This window comes from Bradyrhizobium sp. Leo114 (assembly GCF_055229415.2).
Map to the genome: position 1 here is coordinate 91987 of NZ_JBUYEN020000032.1, position 16329 is coordinate 108315.

At 63.1% G+C, this 16329-nt stretch carries 13 protein-coding genes and 1 tRNA gene; 12 read left to right on the top strand and 2 right to left on the bottom strand.

Annotation, left to right across the window (positions count from 1 at the left end; all coding sequences use genetic code 11):
* Nucleotides 1-159 precede the first annotated feature (159 nt).
* Nucleotides 160-360, bottom strand: a complete 201-nt coding sequence (locus ACZIRK_RS31410; RefSeq protein ID WP_474418785.1) for an RlpA-like double-psi beta-barrel domain-containing protein — start codon at nt 358-360, stop codon at nt 160-162.
* An 887-nt stretch (nt 361-1247) separates the two neighbouring features.
* On the opposite strand from ACZIRK_RS31410, the gene ACZIRK_RS31415 reads away from it, so the two are divergent.
* On the top strand, nt 1248-2468 hold the full coding sequence (locus ACZIRK_RS31415) for a hypothetical protein (RefSeq protein WP_474418786.1): 1221 nt from the start codon (nt 1248-1250) through the stop codon (nt 2466-2468).
* 287 nt (nt 2469-2755) lie between these two features.
* Here the strand turns inward: ACZIRK_RS31415 and ACZIRK_RS31420 are convergent.
* A tRNA-Gln gene (locus ACZIRK_RS31420) sits at nt 2756-2830 on the bottom strand.
* Nucleotides 2831-3008: 178 nt separating this feature from the next.
* Between ACZIRK_RS31420 and ACZIRK_RS31425 the strand changes: the two genes are divergently transcribed.
* The 11 genes from ACZIRK_RS31425 to ACZIRK_RS31475 all read left to right on the top strand — a co-directional run bounded on the left by ACZIRK_RS31425 (nt 3009) and on the right by ACZIRK_RS31475 (nt 16062).
* Nucleotides 3009-4790: an acyl-CoA dehydrogenase gene (locus tag ACZIRK_RS31425; protein WP_474418787.1), complete on the top strand. Its 1782-nt coding sequence runs from the start codon at nt 3009-3011 to the stop codon at nt 4788-4790.
* A 242-nt stretch (nt 4791-5032) separates the two neighbouring features.
* Nucleotides 5033-5596: a DinB family protein gene (locus tag ACZIRK_RS31430; protein ID WP_474418796.1), complete on the top strand. Its 564-nt coding sequence runs from the start codon at nt 5033-5035 to the stop codon at nt 5594-5596.
* Between the two features lie 170 nt (nt 5597-5766).
* On the top strand, nt 5767-6528 hold the full coding sequence (locus ACZIRK_RS31435; protein WP_456644806.1) for an enoyl-CoA hydratase-related protein: 762 nt from the start codon (nt 5767-5769) through the stop codon (nt 6526-6528).
* 46 nt (nt 6529-6574) lie between these two features.
* Entirely contained in the window at nt 6575-8239 is a 1665-nt protein-coding gene (locus ACZIRK_RS31440) for a bifunctional metallophosphatase/5'-nucleotidase (RefSeq protein WP_474418788.1), read from the top strand.
* Between the two features lie 196 nt (nt 8240-8435).
* Nucleotides 8436-9362, top strand: coding sequence for a histone deacetylase family protein (locus tag ACZIRK_RS31445; protein WP_474418789.1), 927 nt, complete (start codon nt 8436-8438; stop codon nt 9360-9362).
* 88 nt (nt 9363-9450) lie between these two features.
* Complete coding sequence (locus ACZIRK_RS31450) at nt 9451-9720, top strand: exodeoxyribonuclease VII small subunit (RefSeq protein WP_028168306.1); 270 nt, start codon at nt 9451-9453, stop codon at nt 9718-9720.
* 178 nt (nt 9721-9898) lie between these two features.
* Nucleotides 9899-11197 carry a hypothetical protein gene (locus tag ACZIRK_RS31455; protein ID WP_474418790.1) on the top strand — a complete coding sequence of 433 codons (1299 nt, stop codon included), beginning with the start codon at nt 9899-9901 and terminating at the stop codon, nt 11195-11197.
* A gap of 357 nt (nt 11198-11554) precedes the next feature.
* The gene (gene dxs, locus ACZIRK_RS31460; protein ID WP_474418791.1) at nt 11555-13480 is read left to right on the top strand and encodes a 1-deoxy-D-xylulose-5-phosphate synthase; all 1926 of its coding nucleotides are present in this window, start codon (nt 11555-11557) and stop codon (nt 13478-13480) included.
* 26 nt (nt 13481-13506) lie between these two features.
* The gene (locus ACZIRK_RS31465; RefSeq protein WP_474418792.1) at nt 13507-14076 is read left to right on the top strand and encodes a nucleoside 2-deoxyribosyltransferase; all 570 of its coding nucleotides are present in this window, start codon (nt 13507-13509) and stop codon (nt 14074-14076) included.
* Nucleotides 14073-14825 carry a TlyA family RNA methyltransferase gene (locus ACZIRK_RS31470; protein ID WP_474418793.1) on the top strand — a complete coding sequence of 251 codons (753 nt, stop codon included), beginning with the start codon at nt 14073-14075 and terminating at the stop codon, nt 14823-14825. The genes ACZIRK_RS31465 and ACZIRK_RS31470 overlap by 4 nt, the downstream gene beginning before the upstream one ends.
* Nucleotides 14818-16062 carry a class I SAM-dependent RNA methyltransferase gene (locus ACZIRK_RS31475; RefSeq protein WP_474418794.1) on the top strand — a complete coding sequence of 415 codons (1245 nt, stop codon included), beginning with the start codon at nt 14818-14820 and terminating at the stop codon, nt 16060-16062. The genes ACZIRK_RS31470 and ACZIRK_RS31475 overlap by 8 nt, the downstream gene beginning before the upstream one ends.
* The last annotated feature ends 267 nt before the right edge of the window (nt 16063-16329 follow it).

A 16329-nucleotide genomic window follows, 5' to 3' on the forward strand; every position in this document is an offset into this window, starting at 1 on the left:
CGGACGGGAGAGCTAAGGTCGGCATCGGGTAAGAAGCCAACACTAGGTCTATCCAGAGCTCGATCGCTTTGCATCTGACCGCGGACCTTGGTACTTCCAGTGTCGGTCGAACAGCGGTCAAAGTGATCAGCTGTTGCACCAACCCGAAGCCACTCGTGCTCATTTCTGCCTCAGTGGAGAGAAACTACTGCAGTCCCATCCATGCCAAGCACACGTGCCGCTCCATTCGATAGGATCTATCCACCGTCCCTTCACAAATGGGCCTCGGTCATTTATTCGAACTGTAACACTTCGGCAGGTCGAACGTGAGGTGACCGTCACTTGAGAGCCGAACAGTCTGGAACGGTGCGCTGCGGTCATGTCGCTTGGATTCACGGCCGAACTAAAACGGTTTTTCCAACGATTTTTTTGGATCCTGCCGGACGTCCACTCCCGACAATGTGATCGGCAGGACAAGGCGGTTCGACAAGCGGCTTCTTTTTGACCGGGACGGCCGCTGAGTCACCACGCGTCGCCCGAGTGTACCGCCAGTTCGAATCCCTCTTCCTCCGCCACTTCAGTCCTGACATTTCGTACTTCGAAATGGAGAGGGGTCTCAAACGGTTTACGACGGTAAGTCCTTGAAGAACTTGGTGGGCGCACCAGGGCTCGACCTGGGACCCGCTGATTAAGAGTCCGCAAAATCGAGAACTAGCTTACAACCGGAACTAGGGCGGAATGCCTCGGCCAATAGCGCTCAGCCTCTCTGCGACCGCGACTGCGGTCAACGCATCCCTTTCGTACGATCTTCTACGTTCTCGCGCGATCTCGCTGCTGTCGCGGTTTCAAGCGTTGGGGCGGTCTGCATGATGCCCCGGCACACCACACGGCTGAAGCCGCCTCCACCAGCTCGCGCTTAGACCGATCGCAATGCCACGTTCTGCCATTATTCCTGCAGGCTCTTGGCCTCGTCGTATGCCAGCCGCAATCGCAGCCGGGTATTGCGGCGAAACAACTGTAGAAGCCTTTCTCAAACGAGTCGGTAAGGAGTATCCTCGACCACGTGTGAAAGAAGGGAGGCGTCAGCTGTGGTTGAGAGACGATTTGGACCGAGCTATTGCGCCGGACATCGTGCCGGGCGACCTCGCCGAGGATTTGTGACGTTGGAGCGCCCACTTCCACGCTTCGTGGAGGTACGGCGGCTTACCCGCGGGTCGACCGCATTCTACTTCCGCATCCCCACACATTACAGGAAACTCGGCTGCGAAATGGCGAATGAGCCACTTGGGACGAGCTACGCAACTGCATGCGGCGACGACGGAAAAGGCGGACGCGCCGCCACACTCAATGCTTTGTTCGATGAATGGAACAACCAGCGCAGAGGGCAGCCGGGCGAGCAGGGAAAGATCGCGCGCTATGGCACGATCGATTGGCTGTTCCGACAATACAAGACGGAGAAGGCGTATACTGAGAAGGTCTCAGCTCGGTCGCGCCCCGACTACGAACGGGTCATGCAAATGATCTGCGACACCGTCGGTAAGAGCGGACGGCGGATCGGCGAGCGGCAGATCATGGAAGTTACGCCACGAGCCGCCGATAAGATCTACGACAAAATCATCAACGGCCCGAACGGCATCAGACTGCGGCAGGGAGAAAAGGTGGTCGGGCTCTGCCGAAAAGTATGGCGGATCATGCGTCGGCTGCACCCGGAGCTGTTCGATAAGAAGCACCCGAACCCCTGGGACGATTTCACCCTCAAGAGCCGCACCAAGACCAAGAAGCACGCGGTCACTCGAGAAGAGGTCTATAAATTTGCATGGGGCTGCATCAAAGAAGGGCGGCCTGAACCCGCGGCGGTCGCGGTGATCTGTTTTGAATGGCTGCAACGGCCGGAGAACGTGGTGGCCGGGTTTTTGACTTGGCCCGACTATCGCAGCAAAAACTGGCCACACGCTGTGCGCATTGAGCACCACAAGAACAAGGCGTTGGTCTGGCATCCGCTCGAAGAGACTCTCGACGGAGACACCGTCAAGTTTTACGCCGAAGCGGAAGACGTTTTGAGCCATCTGCCCAAGCTCGGCGTCCCGATGATCATGCGTCGGATCCAAAAGGGTGAACGCAAGGGCGATGCCAAAGTGTGGTCCTACCCCGGCATGGAAAAAGTGGTGCAGCAGATGCGCAAGAAGATCGACGGCGTATCAAAGCTGTTCACGCTTGATGCCTGTCGACACGGCGGCATGACCGAACTCGAGGAAGCGGAGCTGACGGACGGCCAGGGTCGTGCGCTCTCGGGCCACAAGACCGCACAGGCCTATCGCGGCTATGCCAAGGAAACGATGATGCGAGCGTTGGCTGCGACCCGTAAGCGGCATGCACATCTCTTGGCGCAGAAGGAGTTGGATCAGCAGAACGCTGATGGAGCAGCATCACCTCGAGACGAAATGCAGACCTCCCCAATTTCGAAGACTAGCGTCCGATCTCAAAGATAGACTTCGCGTTTCGTTGAACGCTGCAATAGGCTGCGGGGTTCTGCAACTGTCGATCCCGCACGCGACGGCAGGGGTCGGAAGCTTGCAACGCGCAGACAGCATCATCCGCTCAATTCGCATTTCGATAAGTCTAGCGACGTTCAACGCGCGACGACTTTCATCAGCCTTCGACACAAAAACGAAGCCAGCACAGAATTTCCAAATGCGAGGGAAACGGAATTTCCAAATGCGCTGGAAATTCTGTCTTGAGCGAGGCCGTTTTCATAACAAAATCAGCGCGTTGGCATTGGCTGGGGCGGGAGGGATCGAACCTCCGAATGGCGGAATCAAAATCCGCTGCCTTACCGCTTGGCTACGCCCCAATGTCAGGTCCGGAAGGCGCGGAACATAGCCGCAGCCCTCTCGGTCTGGCAACGCCGGTCTACAGAGGGAGTCGGACCATTTCAACTGTTTCTCCCCCTCAATTCGGTTATCCGGACGGTTGAGGGAAGCATGGTTTCGTGGGAAGACGACGCCAATGTTCCCTCGGGGAGTAACGCCATGACCTACCGCGCGCCGATCGACGACATCCTGCTCGCCCTTAACCATGGTGCTGGACTGAAGGCCGCCCTCGCCGCCGGCCATTACGGCGATTTCGACGGCGACATCGCCCAGCCGGTGCTGGAGGAAGCCGGCAAGTTCGCAAGCGACGTGCTGGCGCCGCTCAACCGCATTGGCGACCAGAACGGCGTCAAGCTCGCGGACGGCAAGGTGACGACCGCGCCGGGCTGGCCCGACGCCTATCAGCGCTGGGCGGCCGCGGGCTGGAACGCGGTGTCGGGCCCGGAAGCCTTCGGCGGCCAAGGCTTGCCGCTCGTGATCAATGCCGCCTGCACCGAGATCTGGAGCGCGTCGAATTCGGCGTTCGGCCTTTGCCCGCTGCTCACGCTCTCCGCGATCGAGGCGCTGGACGCCCATGGCAGCGAAGAGTTGAAGGCTATATACCTTGCCAAGCTCGTCTCCGGCGAGTGGACCGGCACGATGCAACTCACCGAGCCGCAGGCGGGCTCCGACGTCGGCGCACTGCGCACCCGCGCCGAGCGCGCCGGTGACGGCACCTACCGCATCAAGGGCACCAAGATCTTCATCACCTATGGCGATCACGACATGACCGACAATATCGTTCATTTCGTGCTCGCCCGCCTGCCCGATGCGCCCGCGGGCACCAAGGGCATCTCGCTGTTCCTGATCCCGAAATTCCTGGTCAATCCCGACGGCTCGCTCGGCGCACGCAACGACATCTATCCCTCCGGCGTCGAGCACAAGCTCGGCATGCACGCCTCCCCGACCTGCACCATGACCATGGGCGACCATGGCGGCGCCATCGGCTATCTGGTCGGCGAAGAGAACCAGGGCATGCGATGCATGTTCACGATGATGAATCAGGCCCGGCTCGCGGTCGGCCTCGAAGGCGTCGGCCTTGCCGACCGCGCCTACCAGCAGGCGCTCGCCTATGCCCAGGAACGCCGCCAGGGCCGCGCCGTCGGCAGCAAGAGCGAGAGCTCGGATCCGATCATCGCGCATCCCGATGTCAAGCGCATGCTGATGCAGATGCGCGCCATGACGGCAGCCGCCCGCGCGATCTGCTATGCGACTGCGGTCGCACTCGACATTTCCACGCGCGCGAAGGATCCGAAGGTGCGCAGCGATGCGGCCGCGCGCGGCGCGCTGCTGACGCCGATCGCGAAAGCCTTCTCCACCGACGTCGGCAACGAGGTCGCCTATCTCGGCGTGCAGGTGCATGGCGGCATGGGCTTCATCGAGGAGACCGGTGCGGCCCAGCATTATCGCGACGCGCGCATCACCGCGATCTATGAGGGCACCAACGGCATCCAGTCGATCGACCTCGTCACCCGCAAGCTCGCGGCCAATGGCGGCGCCTCGGTTTGGGCGCTGCTCGAAGAGCTCTCCGCGATCGTCAAGCAGGTGGAAGCTTCCAACGATCCCGCGTTCGGCACCACCGGCGCCAAATTGCGCGATGCGCTCGGCGCCCTCGAACGCAGCAGCCGCTGGTTGCTCGAGCGCCTCGCCTCGGCGCCAAACGATGCGCTTGCCGGCGCCACGCCTTACCTGCGCCTGTTCGGCGCGACGCTCGGCGGCTGCATGCTGGCCGGCGAAGCACTCGCCGTGAAAAGCGGCGACGAGGCCGGCGATCCGCAGCGCTATATCGCGCTGGCCCGCTTCTTCGCCGAGAACGTCACCGTCCAGGCACCATCGCTCGAGAAGACGGTGACCGACAGCGCCGATGCCATCAACGGCGCAGACGCGGTGTTGCTGGGGTAAGCGGCGCATCCGCATTTTTTCTGTCATTCCGGGGCGCGCGAAGCGTGAACCCGGAATCCATTTCTCCGCCTGTGCCTGTGGCCCGATGGATTCCGGGCCTGGGTGCTGCGCACCCATCCCGGAATGACGGGCGTGAGCACATGTCGCTTCCAATTGACCTGCTGTGGGGCGGACGCAGAACGCAGTATAATCGCGCTCGCATACGAGTCCTTCCAAGCGATGCCTCAAGTGAGGGAACAAACGTGCCCACCGGATTTGTTCAGACCTATCGCGCTTTCGCCTACAACAACGCGTGGGCCAATTATCGGCTGCTCACGGCCTGCAAAAATCTCAGCCAGGAGGATTTTGCGGCCGAGCGGACGGGTTTCTTTCCCAGCCTGCAGCGGACCTTGAACCACGTCTACGTCATCGATCTGTTCTACGTTGACGCGCTCGAAGGCGGATGGCTCGGACCGCGGGCCTGGGAAAACGAAGTGCCATGTCGAACCGTTGCGGAGCTGAAGCGCGCTCAAGCGATCGTCGACAAGCGGTTGATTGCGATCTGTGACGGCCTGACGCCCGAGCTGCTCAACGAGATCGTGCGGGTCAATCGCGACACGTCCGTACAGACCGAACGCTGTGACCGCCTCCTCATGCATCTCTTCCAGCACCAGATCCACCATCGCGGCCAGGCGCACGCGATGCTGTCTGGAACGGCGATCAAGCCACCTCAGCTCGACGAGTTCTTTTCAGCCGGAGAAGCCCCCCTCAGGGCCGCCGAGTTTGCGAGCCTTGGTTGGACCGAGGATACCGTGTGGCGATCGTGATCGTCGGCTCCGGCCGCCCGATACATTCCGCGCCTGCGTGATCGTGACGCACCCCGGAATGACAAGGGCGTGGGAAAGCTGTGAGGGACATTGGGAGCCGGGCGGAGATCATGTAGGATAGCGAGGTGTTCGCCGGCGGCAATGGCGCCGCCTCCGCAAGGGACCGCTTGATGACCGGGCACCTCATCGTATCAGACGAAGCCGCAACGCGCGTGATCACGATGCGTCGGCCCGAGAAGAAGAACGCGATCACCGAGGAGATGTATCGCGCGATGAGCGATGCGATCGACACCGCGCAGAACAATCCGAATATCCGTTGCCTCATCATCACCGGCGGCTCCGGCGTGTTCACCGGGGGCCATGATGTCGAGGATTTCCTGAAGCAGGCCACTGCCAATCCCGACGCGGTGCGCACCGCCGCCGCGGTCAAGTTCCTCTACTCGCTGGCGCACAACGTGAAGCCGGTCATCGCCGCCGTCGACGGAGTCGCGATCGGCATCGGCACCACCATGCTGTTCCACTGCGACTACGTGCTCGCCAGCAGCACGGCGACCTTCTCAACGCCGTTCATCCATCTGGGGCTGGTGCCCGAGGGCGCCTCGAGCCTGTTGATGCCGCGCACGATGGGGCACCAGCGCGCCTTCGAGATGCTGGTGATGGGCCGCACCATGGACGCCCACGACGCCCGAATCGCCGGCTTCGTCAACGCGGTGGTGGCTCCGGGCCATACCGAAACGGAAGCGCGGAAAGTGGCGCGCGAGATCTGCGCGCTGCCGGCCGACGCGGTCGCAATCGCCCGCAAGCTGATCAAACTCCCGCCGGAAGATATGACCCGCCGCATCGACCAGGAGGCTCATCTGTTCAGCGAGCGGATGCGCTCCAAGGAAGCAGTCTCTGCCTTCAAGGCATTCTTTGCGCGCAAGCAAAATTGAACCGGAACGTCGCAAAATCGTTGCCGCGCCTCTCCATATTCACCCCATGAGAACCCATCACATCCTTGCAGCGCTGGCGCTGATGGCTGGATTTGCCCTCGCCCCTTGCCAGGCCCAAACCGCCTCGCCCGTCGATCTGCGCATCCTCGCGATCAACGATTTCCACGGCTATTTGCGGCCGCCGCCGGGCGGCATCCGGATCAGCGATCCCGACGACAAAGTGAAGAAGATCGTCGTGCCCGCCGGCGGCGCCGAGCACATGGCGACGTTGGTGCGGCAGCTCCGCGAGGGACACAAGAACACGATCTTCGTCGCCGCCGGCGACCTGATCGGCGCGAGCCCGTTTTTGTCGGCGATGTTCCATGACGAGCCGACCATCGAGTCGCTGTCGATGATGGGGCTCGAGGTCGCCTCCGTCGGCAACCACGAATTCGACGAGGGCATGGACGAACTGCGGCGGATGCAGAACGGCGGCTGCCATCCGACCGAGAAGTGCCGCGGTCCTCATCCCTTCCCCGGCGCCAAATTCCACTATCTCGCCGCGAGCACCTTCGAGAAGGCCTCCGGCAAGACCGTGTTTCCGCCCTACGAGATCAGGCAATTCGAGGGCATCCCGGTCGCGTTCATCGGGCTGACGCTGAGGGGCACGCCGAACATCATCTCGCCGGCGAGCGCCGCCGGCCTCGAATTCCGCGATGAGGCCGAGACGGTGAATGCGCTCGTTCCGGAACTGAAGGCGCGCGGCGTCGAGGCGATCGTGGTCCTGATCCATGAAGGCGGCCTGCCGACCGGCGACTACAACGAATGCCCCTCCATCTCCGGCCCGATCGTCGACATCGTGAAAAGGTTTGATCGCGCGGTCGACGTCGTGATCTCCGGCCACACCCACCAGGCCTATGTCTGCGACATCGACGGCCGGCTCGTCACTTCCGGCGACAAATACGGCACGCTCGTCACCGCGATCGATCTCAAACTCGATCCCAAGACCCGCGACGTGATCAGCGCCAAGGCCGAGAACACCATCGTCCGCAGCCAGACGCTGGCCAAGGACGCGAGCCAGACCGCGCTGATCGAGGCCTATGACCGGCTGGCCGCACCGATCGCCAACCGTCCGGCAGGTTCGGTGACGGAAACGCTGTCGCGCGTGCCGAACCAGGCAGGCGAAAGCGCGCTCGGTGACATCATTGCTGACGCCCAGCTCGCCGCGACGACGGCGCCGGAAAAAGGCGGCGCGGTAATCGCCTTCACCAATCCGGGCGGCGTCCGCACCGATATTGCGCGGAGAGAGGACGGCGCCGTCACCTATGCCGACCTGTTCTCGAGCCAGCCGTTCCGCAACCAGCTCATCACGCTGACGCTCACCGGCAAGCAGATCAAGGACACGCTCGAGCAACAATGGCTTGACCCGAAGCGTCCGCGGATCCTGCAGGTGTCGAAGGGATTCGCTTACGCCTGGGATGCGAACAAGAGTGACGGCGAGCGCATCATCGCCGAGAAGATGACGCTGAACGGTGCCCCTATCGACCCCGCCGCGACCTATCGGGTGACGGTCAACAATTTCCTGTCGCTCGGCGGCGATGGCTTCACGGTCCTGAAAGAAGGTCAGGCGCCGCTGACCGGCCCCTATGATGTCGATGCGCTCCAGGCCTATTTCCAGGCGAACAGCCCGGTTGGGCCCGCGCCCGGCAACCGGATCCAGCGGATCAACTGACCAACAGGCCCGTAGCCCGGGTGGAGCGAAGCGCAACCCGGGATCTTCGATCAGCACACGGCAAATCGCACGGGTCCCGGGTTGCGCTGCGCTCCACCCGGGCTACGAAAGCCACAGAGGGCTTTCGCGGTGGGCGCCAAGCGCCTAAATAGAGGCTTACTCGCAAGAACGCGCAGCGAATGCGCTGGAAGCCTGCATGACCCTTCTTCTGACGCATTCCGCCTGCCTCGACCACCTGACACCATCAGGCCACCCCGAACGCCCCGACCGGTTGCGTGCGGTCGCCGAGGTGCTCGGTGAAGAGCGGTTCGCACCGCTCGCACGCGGTGAAGCGCCGGAAGGCGGCCTCGATTCCGTCATGCTCTGCCATGGCGAGCTTTATGTCGGCGAGCTCCGCCACATCGCTCCGACCTCCGGCCTGGTTTACATCGATGGCGACACCTCGATGTCGCCGGGCACCTGGGAAGCGGTGATGCGCGGCGTCGGCGGCGCCGTTGCGGCTACCGATGCGGTGATGTCGGGCGAGCATCCGAATGCTTTCGTCGCGGTTCGGCCGCCCGGCCACCATGCCGAAGCCAGCCGTCCCATGGGCTTCTGCTTCTTCGACAATGCCGCGATTGCCGCGCGCCACGCCCAGCGCAAGTTCGGCATCGGCCGCGTCGCCGTGGTTGATTTCGATGTTCATCATGGCAACGGCACCCAGGATATCTTCTGGGCCGATCCGACCGTGATGTATTGCTCGACGCACCAGATGCCGTTGTTTCCGGGCACCGGCGGTCGCGGCGAGCGGGGCGAGCACGACACCATCGTCAACGCACCGCTCGCGCCCGAAGATGGCGGTGCGCAATTCCGCTCGGCGTTCGACAATTTGATCCTGCCGCAATTGGAAAAATTCGGCCCCGAGCTCGTCATCATCTCCGCCGGCTTCGATGCGCATTACCGCGATCCGCTCGCCTCGCTCAACCTGAGGGCCGACGACTTCGGCTGGGTGACGCACAAGCTTCTGGATCTCGCCGATCGGCACGCCGGCGGACGGGTGGTTTCCGTGCTCGAAGGCGGCTATGATCTGCAGGGATTGAAAGAGTCGGTGGCCGCGCATGTCACCGCATTGATGGGCGCGTAAATCGGCGCCACATTACTTCCGCAGAGAATTGCTTTGATTCTGCACTGGGAACGGCGCAGCCGAAAAACGCGAATGGGAACGCGAGTAAATGGCAGAAAACACCACTCAAGTCGAAAACAACAAGGTCGACGTCAAGAAGCTCTCCTTCGAACGTGCGATGGAGGAACTTGAATCGATCGTCAAACGGCTTGAGGACGGCAAGGTGCCACTTGAGGAATCGGTCGCGATTTATGAACGCGGCGAGGCGCTGAAGCGCCGCTGCGAGGAACTGCTGCGGCAGGCCGAAGCGCGCGTCGACAAGATCACGACCGACGCCAGCGGCCAAGCCACGGGAACCGAGCCGCTCGACGTGCAATAGAGCATGATCCGAGAAATGGATCGATGCCGTCTGATCGGATCATGATCTAACCGCGACGTGGCGTCGCAATCGTGCAGCAGGTTCAGGCGAATCTGCCGGTCTTCCCCAGAGTCGGCCGAAATAGCTCTTGGCGCATCGCGCTGGCTGCTATAGTCCCGATCTCATCTGGGGACAGTAAGTGCGCGTTCGGCACCGCCATATCATTTATATCCAGGGATACGATCCGCGCGGCCTTGCGCAATACTACCGCATGTTCAGGACCGAACTGCGGAAATTCAGCCGTCTCTACCAGTTATCGGCCACCATGAGCCGGCCGAAGGTTGCCGACGACGACGAGATCGCGTCCTGGACCATCGAGACCAAGGCGGCCGACTGGCAGACCCGCACGTCCTACGATTTCCTGCGGTTCGAGGATTTCATCCAGCGCGACCTCGCCGCGCCGATCTGGCGTACCGTGTTTCATGCCCTCTGGATCTATTGGGGGCTGGTCTTCACCGGCACGATCGCCCGGTTCACGCGGGCGAACTGGCGTTTCACGGCGTTCATCACCTATCCGCACGTCGTGCTGCTGCTGGAAGCGTTGTGCGCTGCGGCAGTCGCGTTCGTGTTCGAAAAGGGCCTTAGTGCGATCGGCGTCCCCGATCTCTTCAGTGTTGCCGCGGCAACCGCGATCTTCGTGGCCGTGCTCGGCACCATGCTGAAATACACCGAGAACAACACTTACGTGCTCTATCTCCTGTCGGACACGATCTGGACCTGGGAGTTCTCGCATCGACGGCGTCCGGAGTGGGACGAGCGCATCGACCGTTTTGCACGGCACCTCGTCAACATCGCGCGCAGCAGCGATGCCGACGAGATCGTGCTGGTCGGCCACAGCTCGGGATCGTTCTTAGGGACCGAGATACTGGCGCGGGCGCTGAGGCTCGACCCGTCATTGGGCCGCCACGGCCCTCGCGTGGTGCTGTTCACCATTGGCGGCAATCTTCCGATTGTCGGCTTTCACAAGGTATCGCAGGATTTTCGCGACCATTTGCGGCAATTGGCCCTGGAACCCTCGATTGAATGGATCGACTGCCAGGCCCGCAAGGACGTAATGAACTTCTACCAGTTCGATCCGATCTCGAGCCACGGCATCGAACTCGGCGAGACCAGGCGCAATCCGACTATTGTGCCGGTCCGCTTCCGCGACATCGTGAAGCCGGAGCACTATAATACCTTCCGCTGGCAGTTCTTCCGGGTGCATTTTCAGTTCGTGATGGCCAATCAACGCCCGCATCCTTACGATTTTTTCATGATCGTGTGCGGTCCGGTGCCGCTGAAGGAGCGGATGGCGTTTCCGGAGGCTGCCCTGGAGGTTGCGACCGGCAATCCGGCTGCCCGCGAGCAGGCCTGGCGCCAGATCGAGATGTGCGGCGCGGAGGCAACGCCTGGCGGGAATTTGCTTGCGCTGGAACCTTCCGCCCGCCGGCACGGTTAAAAACCCTAGACTTTTCAATTCCCCCGCTTGGGCTCCCCCGGGAACCCAGCCGCTGGGCCGCTTGGCTTTGCCGTCGGCTTTGGTGTAAAGCTTGCCGTTCTATGGCTGTTTGGGGGCAGCTTGCCGCAGATTTGGCGGCAGCGGATACCTCTTAAAGGGCTGAAAAAAATGACCGGGACGGGTGCAGTTACCAGCGTGATGCATATCACGTGGTTCGATCCGGAGTGCATCTAGGCTTTCAAATCAGGCGCCGGCCTGCCAAGGCGGCAACTGGCGTCTGGACTCTCACGGCGCAATCGATGCGCCCCCATCTCCGGTCGGGCCGCTGGCCCTGACCTCAAGAACTGGAATATCGCTGTGACCACATACAGTAAGACGCCGCTTCTCGACACAATCCGCACGCCCGACGACCTGCGCCGGCTCAAGGTGGAGCAGGTACGGCAGGTCGCCGATGAGCTTCGGCAGGAAACCATCGACGCGGTTTCCGTGACGGGCGGCCACTTCGGCGCAGGGCTCGGCGTGGTCGAGCTGACCACCGCGATCCACTATGTCTTCGACACCCCGCGCGACCGGCTGATCTGGGACGTGGGCCACCAAGCCTATCCGCACAAGATCCTGACCGGCCGGCGCGACCGCATCCGCACGCTCCGCACCGGCGGCGGTCTGTCCGGATTCACCAAGCGCAGCGAGAGCGACTACGATCCGTTCGGCGCCGCCCATTCCTCGACCTCGATCTCCGCCGGGCTCGGCATGGCGGTGGCGCGCGATCTCTCCGGCCGCACCAACAACGTGATCGCCGTGATCGGCGACGGCGCGATGTCGGCAGGCATGGCCTATGAGGCGATGAACAATGCCGGCGCCATGAATTCGCGCCTGATCGTGATCCTGAATGACAACGACATGTCGATCGCCCCGCCGGTCGGTGCGATGAGCGCCTATCTGTCGCGGCTCTATTCGGGCAAGACCTACCGCTCGCTGCGCGAGGCGGCAAAGCAGATCAACAAGCATCTGCCGAAGGTGCTGGCCAACCGCGCCAACCGCGTCGAAGAATATTCCCGCGGCTTCATGATGGACGGTGGCACGCTGTTCGAGGAACTCGGCTTCTATTATGTCGGTCCGATCGACGGCCATAACCTCGACCACCTGCTGCCGGTCCTGAAGAACGTCCGCGACATGGATACCGGCCCGATCCTGGTCCACGTCGTGACGCAGAAGGGTAAGGGCTACGGCCCGGCAGAAGCCTCCGCCGACAAGTATCACGCCGTGGTCAAGTTCGACGTCGCCACCGGCACCCAGACCAAGGCCAAGCCGAATGCGCCGGCCTACCAGAACGTGTTCGGTCAGAGCCTCGTCAAGGAAGCCCAGAAGGACGACAAGATCGTTGGCATCACCGCCGCGATGCCGTCCGGCACCGGCATCGACATCTTCAACAAGGCGTTCCCGAACCGCACGTTTGACGTCGGCATCGCCGAGCAGCATGCCGTGACCTTCGCGGCCGGCCTTGCCGCCGAGGGCTACAAGCCGTTCTGCGCGATCTACTCGACCTTCCTGCAGCGCGGCTATGACCAGGTGGTCCATGACGTCGCGATCCAGAGCCTGCCGGTCCGCTTCGCGATCGACCGCGCCGGCCTGGTCGGCGCCGACGGCGCCACCCATGCCGGCTCGTTCGACAACGCCTATCTCGGCTGCCTGCCGAACTTCGTCATCATGGCGGCCTCTGACGAAGCGGAGCTCGTGCACATGGTCGCAACGCAGGTGGCGATCAACGACCGCCCGAGCGCGGTGCGCTATCCGCGCGGCGAAGGCCGCGGCGTCGAAATGCCCGAAGTCGGCATCCCCCTTGAGATCGGCAAGGGCCGCATCATCCGCCAAGGCAAGAAGGTCGCCCTGCTCTCCTTCGGCACCCGCCTCGCCGAATGCGAGAAGGCCGCCGACGAGCTGGCGGCGCATGGCCTCTCCGCCACGATCGCAGATGCGCGCTTCATGAAGCCGCTCGACGAAGAGATGATCCTGAAGCTCGCGCGCGACCACGAAATCCTGATCGCCATCGAGGAAGGCTCGATCGGCGGTTTCGGCTCGCATGTGATGCAGCTCCTCGCCGAGCACGGCATGCTCGACGGCGGTCTGCGCATGCGTTCGATGGTGCTGCCCGACGTGTTCCTCGATCACGACACGCCGGCGGCGATGTATGCGCAGGCAGGCCTCGACGCCAAGAGCATCGTCGCCAAGGTGTTCGAGACCCTCGGCAAGGATTTCAAGACCGAGACCGTCAAGCTCGCCTGACCTCAGGCTTGCCTGCGGATTCCGCGATGAAGATCTATCTGGCAGGTCCCGACGTGTTCCTGCCGGATGCAATCGAGATCGGACGGCGCAAGGCCGAGCTTTGCGCGCGTCACGGCTTAAGTGGCCTCTATCCGCTCGACAACGCGGTCGATCTGTCGGCGCTAGACGCTTCCCTCATCATCTTCAAGGGCAACGAGGCGATGATGGAGGCAGCCGATGTCGTCATCGCCAATTTGACGCCGTTTCGTGGCCCCAGTGCCGACGCAGGCACCGTCTATGAGCTCGGCTACATGGCGGGGCGCGGCAAATTGTGCTTCGGCTATTCCAACGACCCCGCGTCATATGCAACTCGCGTGGCGCGCCTATATGAAGTGACGACGTTGCCCGACGGCCGGCTTGCCGATGGACACGGCCTCACTGTGGAAGAGTTTGGCTTGCCCGACAATCTGATGATGATGCACGCCCTCGACCTGCACGGCTGCCCGCTCGTGACGCCGAAGGCTGCACCTGCGGATATCTGGCACGACCTCACCTGCTTCGAGGCCTGCGTCCGCCTTGCCGCAGACCACGGGCGAAAGACGGGTCGAAGCCGATGAAGAAAAGCGAAAGCGAGCATGCCCCGCGCAAGCGCGCGGATGTGCTGCTGGTTGAGCGCGGCCTGTTCGAGAGCCGGGCGCGGGCGCGCGCCGCGATCGAAGCCGGGCTCGTGATCGCCGATGGCAAACAGGTCGGTAAACCCTCCGATATGCTTGCGCCTGATGCGACGCTATCGGCGGAGCCCGCGCACCCCTATGTTTCGCGCGGCGGCGTGAAGCTGGCCGGGGCGCTGGAACAATATCCTGTAGACATCGAAGGTCACGTCTGCCTCGACGTCGGCGCCTCGACCGGCGGCTTCACCGAGGTGCTGCTCGCCAATGGCGCCAGCCTGGTGTTTGCCATCGACGTCGGGCACGGCCAATTGCATCCTTCGCTGCAGGGCCATCCCAGGGTCGTGTCGATGGAAGAGACCGATATCCGCTCGTTCGAGGGCAAGCGCCTGCCGGCGCGGCCGGACGTCGTCGTCATCGACGTCAGCTTCATCTCGCTGAAGTTGGTGTTGCCGGTCGCGTTGTCGCTCGCGGCAGCGCCGATGCACCTGCTCGCGCTGATCAAGCCGCAATTCGAGGCGCAGCGAAAGCATTTGAAGCATGGCATCATCCGCAACGCGATGGTGCATCAGGAAATCTGCGACGACATCGCGGCCTTTGCCGCTGCCCAGGGCTGCACCGATATCCAGGTCTTTCCGTCCCCGATCACCGGCGGCGACGGCAACATCGAATTCTTCCTCGGCGCGCGCCGTGGCTGAACGGCTGATGATCGACCATGTCGGCCATCGCGGCGACGGCGTCGCGATGGAGAACGGCCAGGCGATCTATGTGCCTTATGCGCTCGCCGGCGAGACGATCGAGGCGGCTAGCGTTCCCGGCCATCCCGACCGGCGTCGATTGCTCCAGGTCGAGCGTGCCAGTCCCGAACGCATCGCGCCGTTCTGCCCGCATTTCGGCGTCTGCGGCGGCTGCGCGATCCAGCATTGGGATCATGAAAGCTACCAGGCCTGGAAGCGCGAGCTCGTCGTCGAGGCGCTGGCGCAGGCCAAGGTTGCGGCCGAGGTCGCCCCGCTGATCGACGCCCACGGCCTCGGGCGCCGCCGCATCACGCTTCACGCGCGGATGGGCACGCATGAGGTGCTCAAGGTCGGCTTCGCCGCAGCAAGTTCCCACGACATCATCCCCGTCGATCGTTGTCCGATCCTCGATCCGGGTCTCAGCGGCGCGCTCGACGCCGCCTGGGCGATCGCCGAGCCGTTGATAGCGATGGGCAAGCCGCTCGACATCCAGGTGACTGCAACCCTCAATGGCCTCGACGTCGACGTCCGCGGCTCCGGCGCCCTGCCCTCGACCATGATCGCCGCCCTGTCGCGCATCGCCGAACAGCATCGCCTGGCGCGGCTGACGCGGCATGGCGAGTTGGTGCTGATGCGCGCGCCTCCCGCGGTGATGATCGGAACGGCCCCGGTGATTCTGCCGCCGGGCTCGTTCCTGCAAGCGACCATCGCCGGCGAAGAGACGCTGGCGCGGCTCGTCAGCGATCACTGCCAGCGCGCCAAGCACGTCGCCGATCTCTTCTGCGGCGTCGGCCCGTTCGCCCTGCGCCTCGCGACGAAATCGCGGGTCGCCGCCTTCGATAGCGACGCCGGCGCTGTCACGAGCCTGCAGAAGGCCGCGACCTCGACGGCGGGCTTGAAGCCGGTCAAAGCCGAGCCACGCGACCTGTTCCGCCGCCCGCTGGTGCCGCAGGAATTGCGCGACTACGACGCAGTCGTGTTCGATCCGCCACGTCAGGGCGCGCAGGCGCAGGCAACCCAGCTTGCCGCAAGCAAGGTGCCCACCGTCGTGGCCGTGTCCTGCAACGCAGCGACCTTCGCCCGCGATGCCAAGATCCTGATCGACGGTGGCTACAGGATCGAAGGCGTCACACCTGTCGACCAGTTCCGCCACACACCGCACGTCGAGCTGGTGGCGCGATTTACGCGCAAGCGCTGACCGCCGTAGCCAAATAGCATCACGCTTGGCGGTGCCAGTTGATGTGCCCTCGCCCCTTGTGGGAGAGGGCTGCTCAGTCGCCAGCAGCGAACTCACTAGGGTGAGGGGTTCTCTCCACGAGCACAGGAGTCCGTGGAGAGAACCCCTTGTATCTGCACGGCCATGATCTGTGCGATGGAAGCGACCTAGCGCCTTGGCCGGTGGCCACCGGCCAAGGCGCGTGGCGAAGTCGCCCGTTACCCCTCCGGCCACAACCGTGGATGAGCT

Excerpts from the sequence above, each read along its gene's own strand:
- ACZIRK_RS31410 (WP_474418785.1), bottom strand. The coding sequence starts at position 360 with ATGACCGCAGCGCACCGTTCCAGACTGTTCGGCTCTCAAGTGACGGTC.
- ACZIRK_RS31415 (WP_474418786.1), top strand. The coding sequence starts at position 1,248 with ATGGCGAATGAGCCACTTGGGACGAGCTACGCAACTGCATGCGGCGAC.
- ACZIRK_RS31425 (WP_474418787.1), top strand. The coding sequence starts at position 3,009 with ATGACCTACCGCGCGCCGATCGACGACATCCTGCTCGCCCTTAACCAT.
- ACZIRK_RS31435 (WP_456644806.1), top strand. The coding sequence starts at position 5,767 with ATGACCGGGCACCTCATCGTATCAGACGAAGCCGCAACGCGCGTGATC.
- ACZIRK_RS31440 (WP_474418788.1), top strand. The coding sequence starts at position 6,575 with ATGAGAACCCATCACATCCTTGCAGCGCTGGCGCTGATGGCTGGATTT.
- ACZIRK_RS31445 (WP_474418789.1), top strand. The coding sequence starts at position 8,436 with ATGACCCTTCTTCTGACGCATTCCGCCTGCCTCGACCACCTGACACCA.
- ACZIRK_RS31450 (WP_028168306.1), top strand. The coding sequence starts at position 9,451 with ATGGCAGAAAACACCACTCAAGTCGAAAACAACAAGGTCGACGTCAAG.
- ACZIRK_RS31465 (WP_474418792.1), top strand. The coding sequence starts at position 13,507 with ATGAAGATCTATCTGGCAGGTCCCGACGTGTTCCTGCCGGATGCAATC.
- ACZIRK_RS31470 (WP_474418793.1), top strand. The coding sequence starts at position 14,073 with ATGAAGAAAAGCGAAAGCGAGCATGCCCCGCGCAAGCGCGCGGATGTG.